The sequence below is a fragment of the Pseudomonas sp. Pse1 genome (assembly GCF_024519635.1).
Taxonomy (GTDB): domain Bacteria; phylum Pseudomonadota; class Gammaproteobacteria; order Pseudomonadales; family Pseudomonadaceae; genus Aquipseudomonas.
The window spans coordinates 271,463-285,918 of the sequence record NZ_JALJRO010000004.1; the positions used below are offsets into that span (position 1 = coordinate 271,463).

Genomic DNA, 14,456 nt, shown 5'->3' on the forward strand with positions numbered 1-14,456 from the left:
CCCGATGGGTTTCAATCTTTCCGCCTGGGCGCTGCGTAATCGCCAGATCGTACTGTTCCTGATGATTCTGCTGGCGGTCGTCGGCACCTTGTCGTACACCAAGTTGGGGCAGAGCGAAGATCCGCCCTTCACCTTCAAGGCCATGGTGATCAAAACCAATTGGCCGGGCGCAACGGCCCAGGAGGTCTCGCGGCAGGTCACCGAGCGTATTGAAAAGAAACTGATGGAGACCGGTGAATACGAGCGCATCGTTTCGTTCTCGCGTCCCGGTGAATCCCAGGTCACGTTCATTGCCCGCGACTCGATGCACTCGGTGGAGATTCCCGAGCTGTGGTACCAGGTGCGCAAGAAGGTCAGCGACATCCGCCAGACCCTGCCACCGGGCATCCAGGGGCCGTTTTTCAACGACGAATTCGGCACCACCTTCGGCAATATCTATGCGCTGACTGGTGAAGGGTTTGATTACGCAGTGCTCAAGGACTACGCCGATCGCATCCAGATCCAGCTGCAACGGGTCAAAGATGTCGGCAAGGTCGAACTGCTCGGGGTGCAGGACGAGAAGATCTGGATCGAGCTGTCCAACCTCAAGCTGGCGACCCTTGGGCTGCCGCTGGCTGCGGTCCAGCAGGCACTGGAAGAACAGAACGCGCTGTCCAATGCCGGCTTTTTCGAGACCGGCAGCGAACGCTTGCAACTGCGGGTGTCGGGTAACTTCCAGTCGGTTGAACAGATCCAGCAATTCCCGATTCGCGTAGGCGATCGCACCTTCCGTATTGGCGACGTCGCCGATGTGCGCCGTGGCTTCAACGATCCGCCGGCACCGCGCATGCGCTTCATGGCTGAAGATGCCATCGGCCTGGCTGTGGCGATGAAGGACGGTGGCGACATTCTGGTGCTCGGCAAGGCCCTGGAGGCGGAGTTCGAGCGCATCCAGAACAACCTGCCGGCGGGCATGCAGTTGCGCAAGGTCTCCGACCAGCCAGCGGCGGTGAAAACCGGTGTGGGCGAGTTTGTCCGAGTATTGGTCGAGGCGTTGGCGATCGTCCTGTTGGTGAGTTTCTTCTCCCTCGGCGTGCGCACTGGCATGGTGGTCGCGCTGTCGATTCCGTTGGTGTTGGCGATGACCTTCGCCTGTATGTATTACCTGGGCATCGGCCTGCACAAGATTTCCCTGGGCGCCCTGGTGCTGGCCCTTGGGCTGCTGGTGGACGACGCGATCATTGCCGTGGAAATGATGGCGATCAAGATGGAGCAGGGTTTTGACCGGATCAAGGCGGCCAGCTATGCCTGGACCAGCACCGCCTTCCCGATGCTCACCGGTACCCTGATCACTGCCGCCGGTTTCTTGCCGATCGCCACCGCGCAATCGGGCACCGGCGAATACACCCGTTCGATCTTCCAGGTGGTGACCATCGCCCTGCTGGCCTCCTGGGTGGCGGCGGTGCTGTTCGTGCCGTACCTGGGCGAGAAGCTGCTGCCGGATCTGGCGAAAATCCACGCCGCCAAGCATGGCGCCGGGCAGCCGGATCCTTACGCCACGCCGTTTTACCAGCGGGTGCGCCGGCTGGTGGAGTGGTGCGTGCGTCGGCGTAAAACGGTGATTACCTTGACCCTCATGCTCTTCGTGGCCTCGGTGGTGCTGTTCCGGTTTGTCCCGCAGCAGTTTTTCCCGGCCTCTGGTCGCCTGGAATTAATGGTCGACCTGAAACTGGCCGAAGGCGCCTCGCTGAGCAACACCACGGATGAGGTCAAGCGTTTGGAGGCGATGCTCAAGGAGCGCGCTGGCATTGAAAACTATGTGGCCTACGTCGGTACCGGTTCGCCGCGCTTCTACCTGCCGCTGGACCAGCAATTGCCGGCGGCCAGCTTTGCCCAGTTTGTCGTGTTGGCCAATACCATCGAAGAGCGCGAGACCCTACGCACCTGGCTGATCGAGACCCTTAACCAGCAGTTCCCGACCTTGCGTTCGCGGGTCACGCGCCTGGAAAACGGGCCGCCTGTGGGCTATCCGGTGCAGTTCCGAGTCACCGGCGAACACATCGAGGAAGTCCGCGCACTGGCGCGCAAGGTAGCGGCCAAGGTCCGTGAGAACCCGCATGTGGTCAACGTGCACCTGGACTGGGAAGAACCGAGCAAGGTGGTCTACCTGAACATCGATCAGGACCGCGCCCGGGCGTTGGGCGTAAGCACCGCCAACCTGTCGAAGTTCCTGCAAAGCTCGCTGACCGGCTCCACTGTCAGTCAGTACCGCGAGGACAACGAGTTGATCGAAATCCTCCTGCGCGGCACGGTGCACGAGCGCACTGAGCTGTCGCGGCTGTCGAGCCTGGCGGTGCCGACCGATAACGGCAGGAGCGTGGCCCTGTCCCAGGTCGCGACCCTGGAATATGGCTTCGAGGAGGGCATCATCTGGCATCGGAACCGCCTGCCCAACGTGACGGTACGCGCCGACATCTACGGCAAGGAGCAACCGGCAACCCTGGTCAAGCAGATCCTGCCGACCCTGGAGCCAATCCGTGCCGAATTGCCGGATGGCTATTTGCTGGATGTTGGCGGTACGGTGGAAGACTCTACCCGTGGCCAGGATTCGGTGAAGGCCGGCGTGCCGTTGTTCATCGTGGTCGTCCTGACTTTGCTGATGGTGCAGCTGCGCAGCTTCTCGCGCACGGCCATGGTGTTCCTCACCGCGCCGCTGGGGTTGATTGGCGTGACGCTGTTCCTGATGGTGTTCCGCCAGCCGTTCGGCTTCGTGGCCATGCTCGGCACCATCGCCCTGTCGGGGATGATCATGCGCAACTCGGTGATCCTGGTGGACCAGATCGAACAGGACATCCGCGCCGGCCTGAAACCCTGGCAGGCAATCATCGAAGCCACGGTGCGGCGCTTCCGCCCCATCGTGCTGACTGCACTCGCGGCGGTGCTGGCGATGATTCCCTTGTCGCGCAGCGTGTTTTTCGGGCCGATGGCGGTGGCGATCATGGGCGGGCTGATTGTCGCCACGGCGCTGACCCTGCTGTTCCTGCCGGCGCTGTATGCGGCGTGGTTCAGGATCAGGAAGGAGTAGGGTTCGTCGGTAATCCTTGTCTCAATATTGGCAAATATTGAGACAAGGAGCCTCGTGTGCTGTACTGCTGTCTCAGTTTTAGCTGATTTTGAGACAGCGATGATCAAAAGCCCTCCCACCATCGACCCTCATGTGCTGGATAGACTCGCGCGCTCTCCCCACAAGGAAAAGCTTGCCGAGTACCTGGCCTTGCTCAAGCCGCTGGATGATCAGGGGCGATATTTGCCGTTCGATGATCTGCGTTACCGCTGGGCCCCGGGCCTGGATACAACCTTGTGCTGGGCCTTGGTGAAAAAGGCCCGCGCCGCGCAGTACGTAAGCTTGTTGCCCGTAGGAGAACCGACGCGCTGGGGGCAGTTCGTGCTTACGCCGCTGGCACACAAAACCCTGTCGGCGGTGGACCGCCAGGCAACCACTGCCGCCCTGGAATATATGACCCATCACATCGGTGAGACGGCGCATTTCAGTTACCTGCTCAATGACCTGATCGAAGATGAGGCCATCAGCAGCAGTCAGTTGGAAGGGGCGGCGACCACCACACAGGTGGCCAAGGACATGCTCAAGCGTAACCGCCTGCCACGCTCGTCGGATGAGCGGATGGTCATCGGCAACTACAAGATGATGCTGTTGGCCTGGGAAAAGCGCGATGAGCCATTGAGTCTCGGGCTGATTCGGCAACTGCATGGTGTCGGAGTGGAGGGTATCGATGACGGGCAATATTCACCTGGCCAGTTCCGCAGCAACGATCAGGTCGTGGTGCAGGATGCCCAAGGCAATACCGTGCATACGCCGCCACCGGCGTCCGGCCTCGGCGCGCGGCTGGAGCGTTTGAGTAACTGGATCAATCAGGCGCAAAACGATCCGCTTCACGGTGACTATGTGCACCCGCTTATCAGGGCCATTGCCCTGCATTTTGCGATTGGCTACGAGCATCCATTCCGCGATGGCAATGGCCGAGTGGCACGAGCGTTGTTTTACTGGCTGATGTTCAAGCATGATTTTTCGGCGTTTCGCTACATTGCCATCAGCATTCTGCTGCGCAATGCCCCGGTGAAATATGGCCGGTCCTATCTGTACAGTGAAAGCGATGGCCTGGACCTCACTTATTTCATCGACTACCAGTGTTCGGTGATTCTAAGGGCCGTCACCGAGTTTACGGCGGCGTACCGCAACAGCCTGGAATTCGCCAAGGGCTTTAACCATTGGCTGGAGGAGTCCGGGTTGTTCAAACAGTTGAGCGATAAACAACGCACGCTGGTCCAGGTAGCAAAGAGTGGCATGGCCAAGGAGTTCACTGCGGTCAACGTCAAGGAGAACCTGGATTGCTCCTACAACACCGCGGCCAGCACCCTTAATGGTCTGGTCGAACTCAAGGTATTTGAAAAGAGAAAGATGGGGCGCGAGTGGGTGTTCTTCCTACGGGATGCGGCGAACATCCAGGCCGAATGGAAGTAGGAGCCCACCACCCGCGGGCTCCTATCATCTGACGGTTAATACTCAGCGAACAGCGTCGACGCGAACTTTCATCGGTTGCGGGTCGCTGCCGTCCAGTTGCACGGCGTGATGTTCGGTGGTGATGAACAACAGTTTGCCGTCGTTCTCGATCCGCGCGCTCACCGAGTAACGGTGCCCAGGTTGTACTTGCTGCGGGTCATAGCTGAGGTGGAATTTCAGCGGGACCTGGCCCTGGACTTGGCCTTTCTGTTCGTCAATCACCTGTGCCGGCGCATCGGCCAGGGACACGTCTTGCAGGCTGACACTCAGGGTCGCAGTTGGCGGCAGGGCGATGCGCTGCAGGTAAAACACCTCGCCGTCGAGGCTGGCTTTACCGGTTGGTGTGGTCGACTGGCAGGCGCTGAGCAGGGTAGCGGCGGCGAGCAGGGTCAGTTTTTTCATCGGAGTACTCCGTATCGGCGGCGCCAGAAACAGACTGGCGCCTTGAACAAATCAGAGGGTTTGCGCGGGCATCGGTTGATCTGCGGCATCTTCGCTGCGATGCAACGCCACCTGACGGATCGACAGGCGAATCTCCGCCGGCAATACGCGCTTGGCCGCACCCTCAGCCAACTCACCGAGCAACTCGTGGTGGCTGAGTTTGCCGGCTTCATCGCGGCGCAACACATCAAGGTCAAGCAAGGTCTGGATAAAGTGCCGGAACAGGCTCTTGTCGAAAAACTCCGGAGCGTTCAGGCCGTGCAGGATCGACAGGCGCTGGGCCATGACCGTGCACAGGTCTTCCAGTTCTTCGGCGCTGAGGGTGTTCTGGCCGCTGTTGAGCAGCAGCGAGATGGCCATGTAGAAGCGCTGCAGGGTCTGGGCGATGCTCTTGGACAGCAGGGTCAGCAGTACGAAATGCCGTGAGCTCGGCGCCGGTCGCAGGTAAACGTTGTTCTCGAAACGCAGCAGGCCCTGTTCGACGAAGGCTTCGAGCCATTGATCGATCACCGCGTCCAGTTCGTCCAGCGACCAGCGGATGAATAACTCCGATTGCAGGTACGGATAGAGCGCACGGCTGTAGCGAAGGATCTGTTCGCGGCTCATCCGCGAGGCGCTCTGGAAGAAGCTCGCCAACAACGCCGGCAAGGCGAAGATGTGCAGGACGTTGTTGCGGTAATAGGTCATCAGGACGGCGTTCTGTTCGTCCAGATAGAGAATCTTGCCCAGCGCATCGCTCTGCTCGGAGAGCAGGTCCATGTCCTTGACGTGCTCGATCAGCGCGCGGCCGTCACCTTCCGGCAAGGTGGTGTGCGGCGAATAAGGCACGCGCCGCAACAGCGCCAGGTACAGGTCGAGGACCCTTGCCATGGCTCGATCATCCAGGGCCAGGCGGCTGGTGGACAGCAGCGCCAGAGCGACCAGGTTGACCGGGTTGATCGCCGCGGCTTCGTTGAGGTGGCGCGCCACGCGTTCGCCCAGGCGATGGGTGGTTTCGTTGAGCCAGTTGGGGCGAAACTGCGGGCCGAGGTCCTGGGAACGCCAGTCCGGCTGCTCGCTGTCGAGGAATTCGGCGAGCTTGATTGGCTCGCCGAAATTGACGGCGACCTGGCCGAAGCGCTGCTTGAGCGCGCCGACCACTTTGAAGATGTCGAAGATCGACTCTTTCTTCTTGCTGGCACCGCGCAGTTCGCCCAGGTAGGTACGGCCTTCGAGCACCCGCTCGTAGCCGATGTACACCGGCACGAACACGATCGGCATGCGCGAGGAGCGCAGGAAGCTGCGCAGGGTGATCGCCAGCATCCCGGTCTTCGGCTGCAGCATGCGCCCGGTGCGCGAGCGGCCGCCCTCGACGAAGTACTCCACCGGGAAACCCTTGGTGAACAAGGTGTGCAGGTACTCGTTGAACACCGAGGTGTAGAGCGGGTTGCCTTTGAAGGTGCGGCGCATGAAAAACGCCCCGCCACGGCGTAGCAGGCCGCCGATCACCGGCATGTTGAGGTTGATCCCGGCGGCGATGTGCGGCGGAGTCAGGCCGTTGCGGAACAGTAGATAGGACAGCAGCAGGTAGTCGATATGGCTGCGATGGCACGGCACATAGATCACCTCGTGGCCCGGTGCGACTTTCTGCACGCCTTCGATGTGATTGACCTTGATCCCGTCGTAGATCTTGTTCCAGAACCAGCTCAGCACCACTTCGAGAAAGCGGATGGCGGTGTAGGTGTAGTCCGAGGCGATCTCGTTGCCATAGCGCAGCGCCTGGGCCTTGGCTTTTTCGGGGGTGATGTTTTCGCGCTCGGCTTCGTCGAGAATGGCCTGGCGCACCAGCGGTTGATTGACCAGGCCTTTGACCAGGTTGCGTCGGTGGGAAATGTCCGGCCCGATCACCGCCGTCTTCAGATTGCGGAAGTGCACGCGCAGAATGCGTTGGGCCATGCGCACGGTGCGCTCGTGGCCCTTGTTGTGTTCGATCAGTTCACGCAGGTGAATCGGCGCGGAGAACTGCACCCGGGTTTTGCGCCCGAGAATCATGATGCTCATCAGCCGCCGCAGGCGCCCGGTCACTGCCCAACTGTCGGCGAACAGCAGCTTCCACGGGCTCGACTCGCTGTCTGGCGATTGGCCCCAGAACACGCTGACCGGAATGATTTGCGCATCTTCGGCGGCGTTCTGGCTCAGGGCGCTGACCAGCCGTGTCAGGGTCGGCGGTGCACCGCGCTTGTCCTGACGGCCGAGCCAGTCGGGTGCGGGTGTCAGGTAGAAGAACGCCGCTGGCTCCAGCAGATTACCCACCGACACCGGCAACACCGGCCGTGGCAAGCCGGCTTTGGTGCATTCGCGGTCGAGCACGGCCAGGTCAGTCAGCGACGGGCTTTGCAGGACATAGAACACGGGGCGACTGCGGTCGAGGTTGAGGGTAAAGGACGACTGGTTGATCGTTTCCGAGCGAACCCAGAGGTACAACAGTCGGCGCAGGGCGCCAAACACCAGACGGCGGAACGGGGAGCGGGTCATAGGCGTGCTGCTTTAGTGGAAAAAACCGAGCAATTGCTCGGGAGCGATAGTGTGCCGTATTCGTCGAAAATCGGCAAAAAAGCAGGCAAGTAAAGATGAGTTGAGACTTTTCAGGACTGTCATATACTCGGCCGGCCGTTTGCCACTATCGACCCTGTCTTTGACAGACCGTCGAGGCCAGGCAAATGTTCATCAGGCCTGTCAAAGAACAGGCTGATTCAATAATAAAAAACGGGAGTACTGATTGATGGCAACGCGCGAGACCGGCAACGTGAAGTGGTTCAACGACGCCAAGGGCTATGGCTTTATTCAGCGTGAAGGCGGGGCGGATGTGTTTGTGCACTACCGCGCGATTCGTGGCGAAGGCCACCGTTCATTGACCGAAGGCCAGCAGGTGGAATATGCGGTGGTCGACGGCCAAAAAGGCCTGCAGGCCGAAGACGTAATCGGCCTGTAACACGGCCCTGTTGGAGCGGGTTCCCGCTTGCTTGCCAGCGAAGGCGGCAATCCGAGCGCATCAATCGCCAGCCAGCCGCAAGCGGGCACCAGTTCCTACAACTCTGTCAGGCCGTTTTCCAGGTGATCTCTTCCTCACCATCGGCGCTGATTCGAATCCAGCGATCAGCCGACTCTTCACCTTCTTCTTCGACCCAGGTTCCCGGAGCGCAGCGCACTTCCACGTTCAGCGCGGCGAAGGCAGCGCGGGCGCAGGCGATGTCGTCATCCCACGGCGTCTGGTCACTTTCCAGGTACAGGCTGTTCCACTTGCCTACAGCTTTTGGCAGCCAGGTGACGGGCACGTTGCCGGCCGAGCACTTGTAAGTCTGGCCTTTCTGTACCCAGTCGGTGCAAGGGCCGAGCGCTTTGGCGAGCCAGGCGGCGATGGCCTTGTGGTCGACGTCGGCGTCCTTCAGGTAAATCTCGATATCCGGTTGGCGCATGGATGTTCCTCGCTGCGGGTTCTGAAAAATCCATTCGCGGATTTTGCCGGCCTCACGTCATCGCGTGAGGCCAAGGGTTAAAGGGTTACTGCAGAACGAAGTAATCGTAGCGCATCGACACACTGACCTCGAACGGCTCGGCCTGTTCGATGACCGCGGTCCGGCGCTCGGCACTCGCGCGCCAGCCGTGAGGGGTCATGGCCAGCAGGTTGGCGCGATCCTGGGGACTGACCAGGGTCAGCTTGAAGTCCAGGGTCTCGCTGTGTTGCAGGCTCATGCCTTGCGGCACCAATGCCAGGTGCTTGTCGTCGGTGTACTCGCGCACTTCGTCGTACAAGCGCTCGCGCAGTTCCATCAGGTGGCCACTGGTTGGGCCGACTTTCATCAAGCCGCCACCCGGGCTGAGCAAGCGCTTGGCTTCGTCCCAGTCGAGCGGGCTGAACACGCTGGCGAGGAACTGGCAACTGGCATCGGCCAAAGGAATGCGCGCCATGCTGGCGATCAACCAGGTCAATTGCGGGTTGCGCTTGCAGGCACGTTTCACCGCTTCGCGGGAAATATCCAGGGCGTAGCCATCGGCAGCGGGCAGGGCATCGGCGATTTGCGCGGTGTAGTAACCCTCGCCACAACCAATGTCCAACCAGCGTTGCGGCGTCCGTTCGGCGGCCAGCTCGGCCAGGCGCCGGGCAACCGGGGCGTAGTGACCGGCGTTGAGAAAGTCGCGGCGGGCCTCGACCATGGCCTGGTTATCGCCCGGGTCGCGGCTGTTCTTGTGCTGCACCGGCAACAGGTTCAGGTAGCCCTGGCGGGCGCGGTCGAAGCGATGTCCGACCGGGCATGCCACGCCATTGTCGACCGCACTCAGCGGCGCGCTGCAGATAGGGCAGGCGAGCATCAGGCGAGCAACTTGATCAGGGTCTGGTAGTAGATCTCGGTCAGCACATCGAGGTCGCTGGCCAGGACCCGCTCATTGACCTGGTGAATGGTCGCATTGACCGGGCCAAGCTCGACCACCTGGGTGCCCATGGTGGCGATGAAACGCCCGTCCGAGGTGCCGCCGCTGGTGGAAGCGTGGGTATCGCGACCGGTGATGTCCTTGATGCTCGACGCCACGGCATCCAGCAGCGCGCCGGGTTCGGTGAGGAATGGCAGGCCGGACAGCGCCCAGTCGATATGCCAGTCCAGGCCGTGCTTGTCGAGGATGTCGGCGACCCGCTGTTGCAGGCCTTCGACGGTGGACTCGGTAGAGAAACGGAAGTTGAACACCGCGACCAGTTCGCCGGGGATTACGTTAGTCGCGCCGGTGCCGGAATTGACGTTGGAGATTTGGAAACTGGTCGGCGGGAAGAAGTCGTTACCGTGATCCCAGTGCTCGGCGGCCAGTTCGGCCAGGGCCGGGGCGGCAAGGTGGATCGGGTTCTTGGCCAGGTGCGGGTAGGCCACGTGACCCTGCACACCACGGATGGTCAGCTTGGCGCCGAGGGAGCCGCGACGACCGTTCTTGACCACGTCGCCGACCAGACTTGTGCTCGACGGTTCGCCAACGATGCACCAGTCCAGGCGCTCCTTGCGGGCCACCAGGCGTTCCACCACGGCCTTGGTGCCGTGGTGCGCAGGACCTTCTTCATCGCTGGTGATCAGGAACGCGACCTTGCCCTTGTGGTTGGGGTAGCCGGCGACGAAGCGCTCGGCCGCCACGGTCATCGCCGCCAGGCTGCCTTTCATGTCGGCGGCGCCACGGCCGCAGAGCATGCCGTGTTCGTCGATCAGTGCGTTGAACGGCTCGATCTGCCAGGCCGCCACCGGGCCGGTCGGCACCACGTCGGTGTGACCGGCGAAGCACAGTACCGGACCATCCTGGCTGCCGTGGGTGGCCCAGAAGTTATCCACGTCTTCAATGCGCATTGGCTCCAGCATGAAACCGGCATCGCCCAGACGCTGCATCATTTGCTTCTGGCAGTCGGCATCCAGCGGCGTCACCGACGGGCGGCGAATCAGGTCGATGGCGAGTTGAAGGGTCGGCGAAAGGTCGGCGTGGGCCGTCATGGAAAACTCCGGAAATCATGAATATGGGCGCGGACTTCTGTGGGAGCGAGCCTGCTGGCGATAGCGGTGTGTCAGCCAACATAGAGGTTGATGGTTACACCGCTATCGTGGGCAAGCCCGTTCCCACAGGGATCGAGATCACGCCAAGCCCCGCAAAATGGCGGTTATCTTAAAGCAAAACGGCGACCTTTGGCCGCCGTTTGGTGGATCGCTGCAGATTTAGCTGGCAGCTGCGGTTTGCGCGGCAACCTCAGGTTTTGGCAGCGACGACAGGAATGCCATGATCAGCGCCGCCAGGTACGGCAGCGACTGCACCAGCAGCATGGTGACCCAGAAGCGCATGTCGTTGCTCGGCAAGCCCTGGACCAGGAAGATCCCCAGCGCGGCGCCCCACAACAGCAGCATGATGAACAGCTCTTCGCGGGCTTCCGAAATAGCCACCCAGAAGCCATGATTGTCAGCATTTTTCGGGGTGCGGAAGAACGGAATGCTGCTGGTAAAGAACCCGTACAGCACCGCTTTTGCAATCGTATGGGACAGCGCCAGGCCGGCCAGCGCGGCGCAGAACGCGTCCTTGAGATTGACCCCGACCGCGCGACGGTAGAGGAAAATGATCTTGCCGACTTTGAACACGAACAGTGCCAATGGCGGGATAGCGAAGATCAGCAGCGGTGGATCGACCCGGTGCGGCACGATGATCATCGCCGCCGACCACAGCAGCGCGCCGACGGTGAAGAAGATGTTCATGCCATCTGCCACCCACGGCAGCCAGCCCGCGAGGAAGTGGTAGCGCTGGCCACGGGTCAGCTCGGTGTCCTTGCCACGGATCAGGCTGGCGGTGTGACGCTTGATGATCTGGATCGCGCCGTAGGCCCAGCGGAAACGCTGTTTCTTGAAGTCGATAAAGGTGTCGGGCATCAGGCCCTTGCCGTAGCTGTCGTGGTAGTACGCCGCCGACAGGCCTTTCTCGAACACCCGCAAACCCAACTCGGCGTCTTCACAGATGCACCAGTCGGCCCAGCCCAGCTCTTCGAGCACTGAGCGGCGGGTCATGGTCATGGTGCCGTGCTGGATGATCGCATCGCGGTCATTGCGGGTGACCATGCCGATATGGAAGAAACCCTTGTACTCGGCGTAGCAGAGCTTCTTGAAGGTGCTTTCGTTCTGGTCGCGATAGTCCTGCGGTGACTGCACCACGGCGATTTTCGGGTCGGCGAAGTGCGGCACCATATGTTTGAGCCAGTTCGGATGTACGCAGTAGTCGGAGTCGATCACCGCGATCACTTCGGCGTCCTTGGCGGTATGCGGGATCAGGTAGTTCAGCGCACCGCCCTTGAAACCGGCCAGTGGCGCGACATGGAAGAATTTGAAGCGTGGGCCGAGGGTCGCGCAGTAAGCCTGCACCGGTTCCCAGACGGCCGGGTCCTTGGTGTTGTTGTCGATGATCAGGACTTCGAAATCCGGATAGTCGAGGTTGGCCAGGGCATTGAGGGTCTGTTTGACCATCTCCGGCGGCTCGTTGTAGCAGGGCACATGAATCGACACTTTGGGCCTGTAGGTCGAATCCCCTTCAACCGGCAGGAATTCCCGACGGCGTTTGTGAATCCATACCGCCTCGGCCAACTCGTGGGCCTCGGTGAGCAACACGATAAATACCCCGAGGGCGCCGAGGGCGAGCAGGAAGCCGACGGTGAGACTGAACCAGGTACTGTATTGCTGGCTGTAGTCGTAACCGATCCACACCAGCACCGATCCGCAGAGGAACGCGATGAAGGTCAGGAAGGTCCGGCCGCGCTGGCGCAGGGCCGAGCCGTCGATCATCAACAAGGTCAGCGAGAGCAGCGCCAGTACCACCGAGCCGATGGCCAGTACGCGCCATTGCGGGATCGCGACCACCGGCCCTTCAAAGTTGAATTTCTGCTGGCGTGCGGCGTTGAATACGCCCCAGTAGGCGCCGACCGAACCTTCGTCGCTGGCTTTCCAGGGTTGGTCGAAGGCTTCGATTACGAAGTAGTTGAAGCCCTGACGGTTGAGCTTGTTCACCAGGGTGCGCAGGTAAATCGCCTGGTCCGCTGGCGAGGCATCAGCACCGCCACGCATGCGACCGTTGCTCGGCCAGCCCACTTCGGACAGCAACAGTGGTTTCTTCGGGAACATTTTCTTCAGGTCGCGGGCGCGGTCGAGGACGAATTGCCCGGCCTGATCCACCGGAATAAATTCCCAGTAGGGCAGGACGTGTGCGGCGATCAGGTCGACGTGCTTGGCCAGTTCCGGGTGTTCTTCCCAGACGTGCCATTGCTCGGACGTAGTGACCGGTACCTTGACCGCAGCGCGTACCCGATCCAGCAACACACTAAGCTGCTCGGCAGTGATTTCCTTGCGGAAGATCGCTTCGTTGCCGACCACCACCCGCACCACGCTGCGCGAGGTGTTGGCGATTTCGATGGCGCGCTGGATCTCGCGCTCGTTGCGCTCCTGATCCGGGCTGATCCAGATCCCCAGGGTCACTCGCAGACCGAATTCTTCCGCCAGTTTCGGGATGTCTTCCAGGCTGCCGTCGACCGAGTAAGTGCGGATGTTGTCCGTCAGCTTGCTCATGATCTCCAGGTCGCGGCGCATTTCATCGTCGGACGGATATTGGTTCTTCTGTGGGAACTGGCCTTGCTGAAACGGCGAGTAGGAAAAACCGGAGATTTGTTCAGGCCAGTTGGGGGTCGTGACCGGGCGGTTGATCAGCGCCCAGAAACCGGTGAACAGTGCGGCGATTGCCAGCACTACCACGAGGTTGAGTCCAAATTTACGCGATGACATGGCTATTTCGGGTTCCAAAAGGAGTGGAACGAGGGGACGTTCGGCATACGGCCAAAGGGCGCGCATCCTACACTGGGCTTTCCCTGACCGTACAGCGGACAGGGTGGTGTCTGGCATTTGGCAGCCGACTTTCACATAAGTTCTTACACTTATGCCCTGAAGGTTAAAACTTGTCGCCCGGTTCCCCTATAATGCGCGCCGGTTTTAAGGGTAGTGGTCATGAGTACAGAAGATCCGCGGTTTGCTGGCATCGCCCGCTTGTATGGCATCGAAGGCCTGGACCGCTTGCGGGCCGCTCACGTGGCGATCGTCGGGGTGGGCGGCGTTGGCTCCTGGGCGGCGGAAGCCATCGCCCGTTGCGGGGTGGGTGAGATTTCCCTGTTCGACCTCGACGATGTTTGCGTCAGCAACGCCAATCGCCAGTTGCACGCCCTCGACAGCACGGTGGGCAAACCGAAGGTCGAGGTCATGGCCGAACGTCTGCGCGGGATCAACCCGGACTGCACCGTGCATGCGGTGCCGGACTTCGTCACCCGGGAAACCATGGCCGAGTACATCACGCCGAATATCGATTGCGTGATCGACTGCATCGACAGCGTCAACGCCAAGGCGGCGCTGATTGCCTGGTGCAAGCGGCGCAAGATCCAGATCATCACCACCGGCGGCGCGGGCGGGCAGATCGACCCGACGCTGATCCAGGTCTGCGACCTGAACCGCACCTTCAACGACCCGCTGGCCTCGAAAGTGCGCTCCACCCTGCGCCGCGAATACAACTTCTCGCGCACCGTGACCCGCCACTACAGCGTGCCCTGCGTGTTTTCCACCGAGCAACTGCGCTACCCCAAACCCGATGGCAGCATCTGCCTGCAGAAGAGTTTTGTCGGCGACGGTGTGAAACTGGACTGCGCCGGCGGCTTTGGTGCGGTAATGATGGTCACCGCGACCTTCGGCATGGTGGCGGCGACCAAGGCGGTGGATAAGATTGTGGCGGGGGTAAGGCGGCCGGCGGATAGGGTCAAGCCCGCAGTTTAATCGGCGTCGTGGCTTCGAACGCACCTCGCCCTATGTGGGAGAAGCCCGGGCGGCGCTCCGCTGCTAGCGATGAAGTTTATGCGGTGTGGTGGCAGGCCCCATCGCCAGCAGGC

10 protein-coding genes are annotated in these 14,456 nt (G+C 61.2%); 4 read left to right on the plus strand and 6 right to left on the minus strand.

Features of this window, described 5'->3' with window-relative positions:
• The first annotated feature begins 4 nt into the window (after window positions 1–4).
• Together NR126_RS08695 and NR126_RS08700 are read left to right on the plus strand one after the other, a co-directional pair.
• Window positions 5–3,064 carry an efflux RND transporter permease subunit gene (locus tag NR126_RS08695; protein WP_027619068.1) on the plus strand — a complete coding sequence of 1,020 codons (3,060 nt, stop codon included), beginning with the start codon at window positions 5–7 and terminating at the stop codon, window positions 3,062–3,064.
• Between the two features lie 99 nt (window positions 3,065–3,163).
• Window positions 3,164–4,519: a Fic family protein gene (locus NR126_RS08700; protein ID WP_256830029.1), complete on the plus strand. Its 1,356-nt coding sequence runs from the start codon at window positions 3,164–3,166 to the stop codon at window positions 4,517–4,519.
• Between the two features lie 42 nt (window positions 4,520–4,561).
• On the opposite strand, the gene NR126_RS08705 is transcribed toward NR126_RS08700, so the two are convergent.
• Window positions 4,562–4,960: a YbaY family lipoprotein gene (locus NR126_RS08705; RefSeq protein ID WP_256830030.1), complete on the minus strand. Its 399-nt coding sequence runs from the start codon at window positions 4,958–4,960 to the stop codon at window positions 4,562–4,564.
• 51 nt (window positions 4,961–5,011) lie between these two features.
• Window positions 5,012–7,513, minus strand: coding sequence for a glycerol-3-phosphate 1-O-acyltransferase PlsB (gene plsB, locus NR126_RS08710; RefSeq protein ID WP_105755040.1), 2,502 nt, complete (start codon window positions 7,511–7,513; stop codon window positions 5,012–5,014).
• 247 nt (window positions 7,514–7,760) lie between these two features.
• Here plsB and NR126_RS08715 point away from each other — a divergent pair, with 247 nt between their 5' ends.
• Window positions 7,761–7,970, plus strand: coding sequence for a cold-shock protein (locus tag NR126_RS08715; RefSeq protein WP_027619064.1), 210 nt, complete (start codon window positions 7,761–7,763; stop codon window positions 7,968–7,970).
• Window positions 7,971–8,076: 106 nt separating this feature from the next.
• On the opposite strand, the gene NR126_RS08720 is transcribed toward NR126_RS08715, so the two are convergent.
• The 4 genes from NR126_RS08720 to NR126_RS08735 form a co-directional block, all read right to left on the minus strand.
• Window positions 8,077–8,454, minus strand: coding sequence for a hypothetical protein (locus NR126_RS08720; RefSeq protein ID WP_105755039.1), 378 nt, complete (start codon window positions 8,452–8,454; stop codon window positions 8,077–8,079).
• An 85-nt stretch (window positions 8,455–8,539) separates the two neighbouring features.
• Window positions 8,540–9,349: a putative RNA methyltransferase gene (locus NR126_RS08725; RefSeq protein ID WP_105755038.1), complete on the minus strand. Its 810-nt coding sequence runs from the start codon at window positions 9,347–9,349 to the stop codon at window positions 8,540–8,542.
• The gene (gene dapE, locus NR126_RS08730; protein WP_256830031.1) at window positions 9,349–10,500 is read right to left on the minus strand and encodes a succinyl-diaminopimelate desuccinylase; all 1,152 of its coding nucleotides are present in this window, start codon (window positions 10,498–10,500) and stop codon (window positions 9,349–9,351) included. Before dapE ends, NR126_RS08725 begins: the two co-directional genes overlap by 1 nt.
• A gap of 219 nt (window positions 10,501–10,719) precedes the next feature.
• On the minus strand, window positions 10,720–13,311 hold the full coding sequence (locus NR126_RS08735; protein ID WP_105755037.1) for a glycosyltransferase: 2,592 nt from the start codon (window positions 13,309–13,311) through the stop codon (window positions 10,720–10,722).
• Between the two features lie 219 nt (window positions 13,312–13,530).
• Between NR126_RS08735 and tcdA the strand changes: the two genes are divergently transcribed.
• Window positions 13,531–14,343, plus strand: a complete 813-nt coding sequence (gene tcdA, locus NR126_RS08740; protein ID WP_027619059.1) for a tRNA cyclic N6-threonylcarbamoyladenosine(37) synthase TcdA — start codon at window positions 13,531–13,533, stop codon at window positions 14,341–14,343.
• The last annotated feature ends 113 nt before the right edge of the window (window positions 14,344–14,456 follow it).

What these genes read in the sequence shown, in the direction of transcription:
- NR126_RS08735 (WP_105755037.1), bottom strand. Translation starts at nt 13,311, where the DNA reads ATGTCATCGCGTAAATTTGGACTCAACCTCGTGGTAGTGCTGGCAATC.
- dapE (WP_256830031.1), bottom strand. Translation starts at nt 10,500, where the DNA reads ATGACGGCCCACGCCGACCTTTCGCCGACCCTTCAACTCGCCATCGAC.
- NR126_RS08700 (WP_256830029.1), top strand. Translation starts at nt 3,164, where the DNA reads ATGATCAAAAGCCCTCCCACCATCGACCCTCATGTGCTGGATAGACTC.
- NR126_RS08720 (WP_105755039.1), bottom strand. Translation starts at nt 8,454, where the DNA reads ATGCGCCAACCGGATATCGAGATTTACCTGAAGGACGCCGACGTCGAC.
- NR126_RS08725 (WP_105755038.1), bottom strand. Translation starts at nt 9,349, where the DNA reads ATGCTCGCCTGCCCTATCTGCAGCGCGCCGCTGAGTGCGGTCGACAAT.
- NR126_RS08705 (WP_256830030.1), bottom strand. Translation starts at nt 4,960, where the DNA reads ATGAAAAAACTGACCCTGCTCGCCGCCGCTACCCTGCTCAGCGCCTGC.
- NR126_RS08695 (WP_027619068.1), top strand. Translation starts at nt 5, where the DNA reads ATGGGTTTCAATCTTTCCGCCTGGGCGCTGCGTAATCGCCAGATCGTA.
- plsB (WP_105755040.1), bottom strand. Translation starts at nt 7,513, where the DNA reads ATGACCCGCTCCCCGTTCCGCCGTCTGGTGTTTGGCGCCCTGCGCCGA.
- tcdA (WP_027619059.1), top strand. Translation starts at nt 13,531, where the DNA reads ATGAGTACAGAAGATCCGCGGTTTGCTGGCATCGCCCGCTTGTATGGC.
- NR126_RS08715 (WP_027619064.1), top strand. Translation starts at nt 7,761, where the DNA reads ATGGCAACGCGCGAGACCGGCAACGTGAAGTGGTTCAACGACGCCAAG.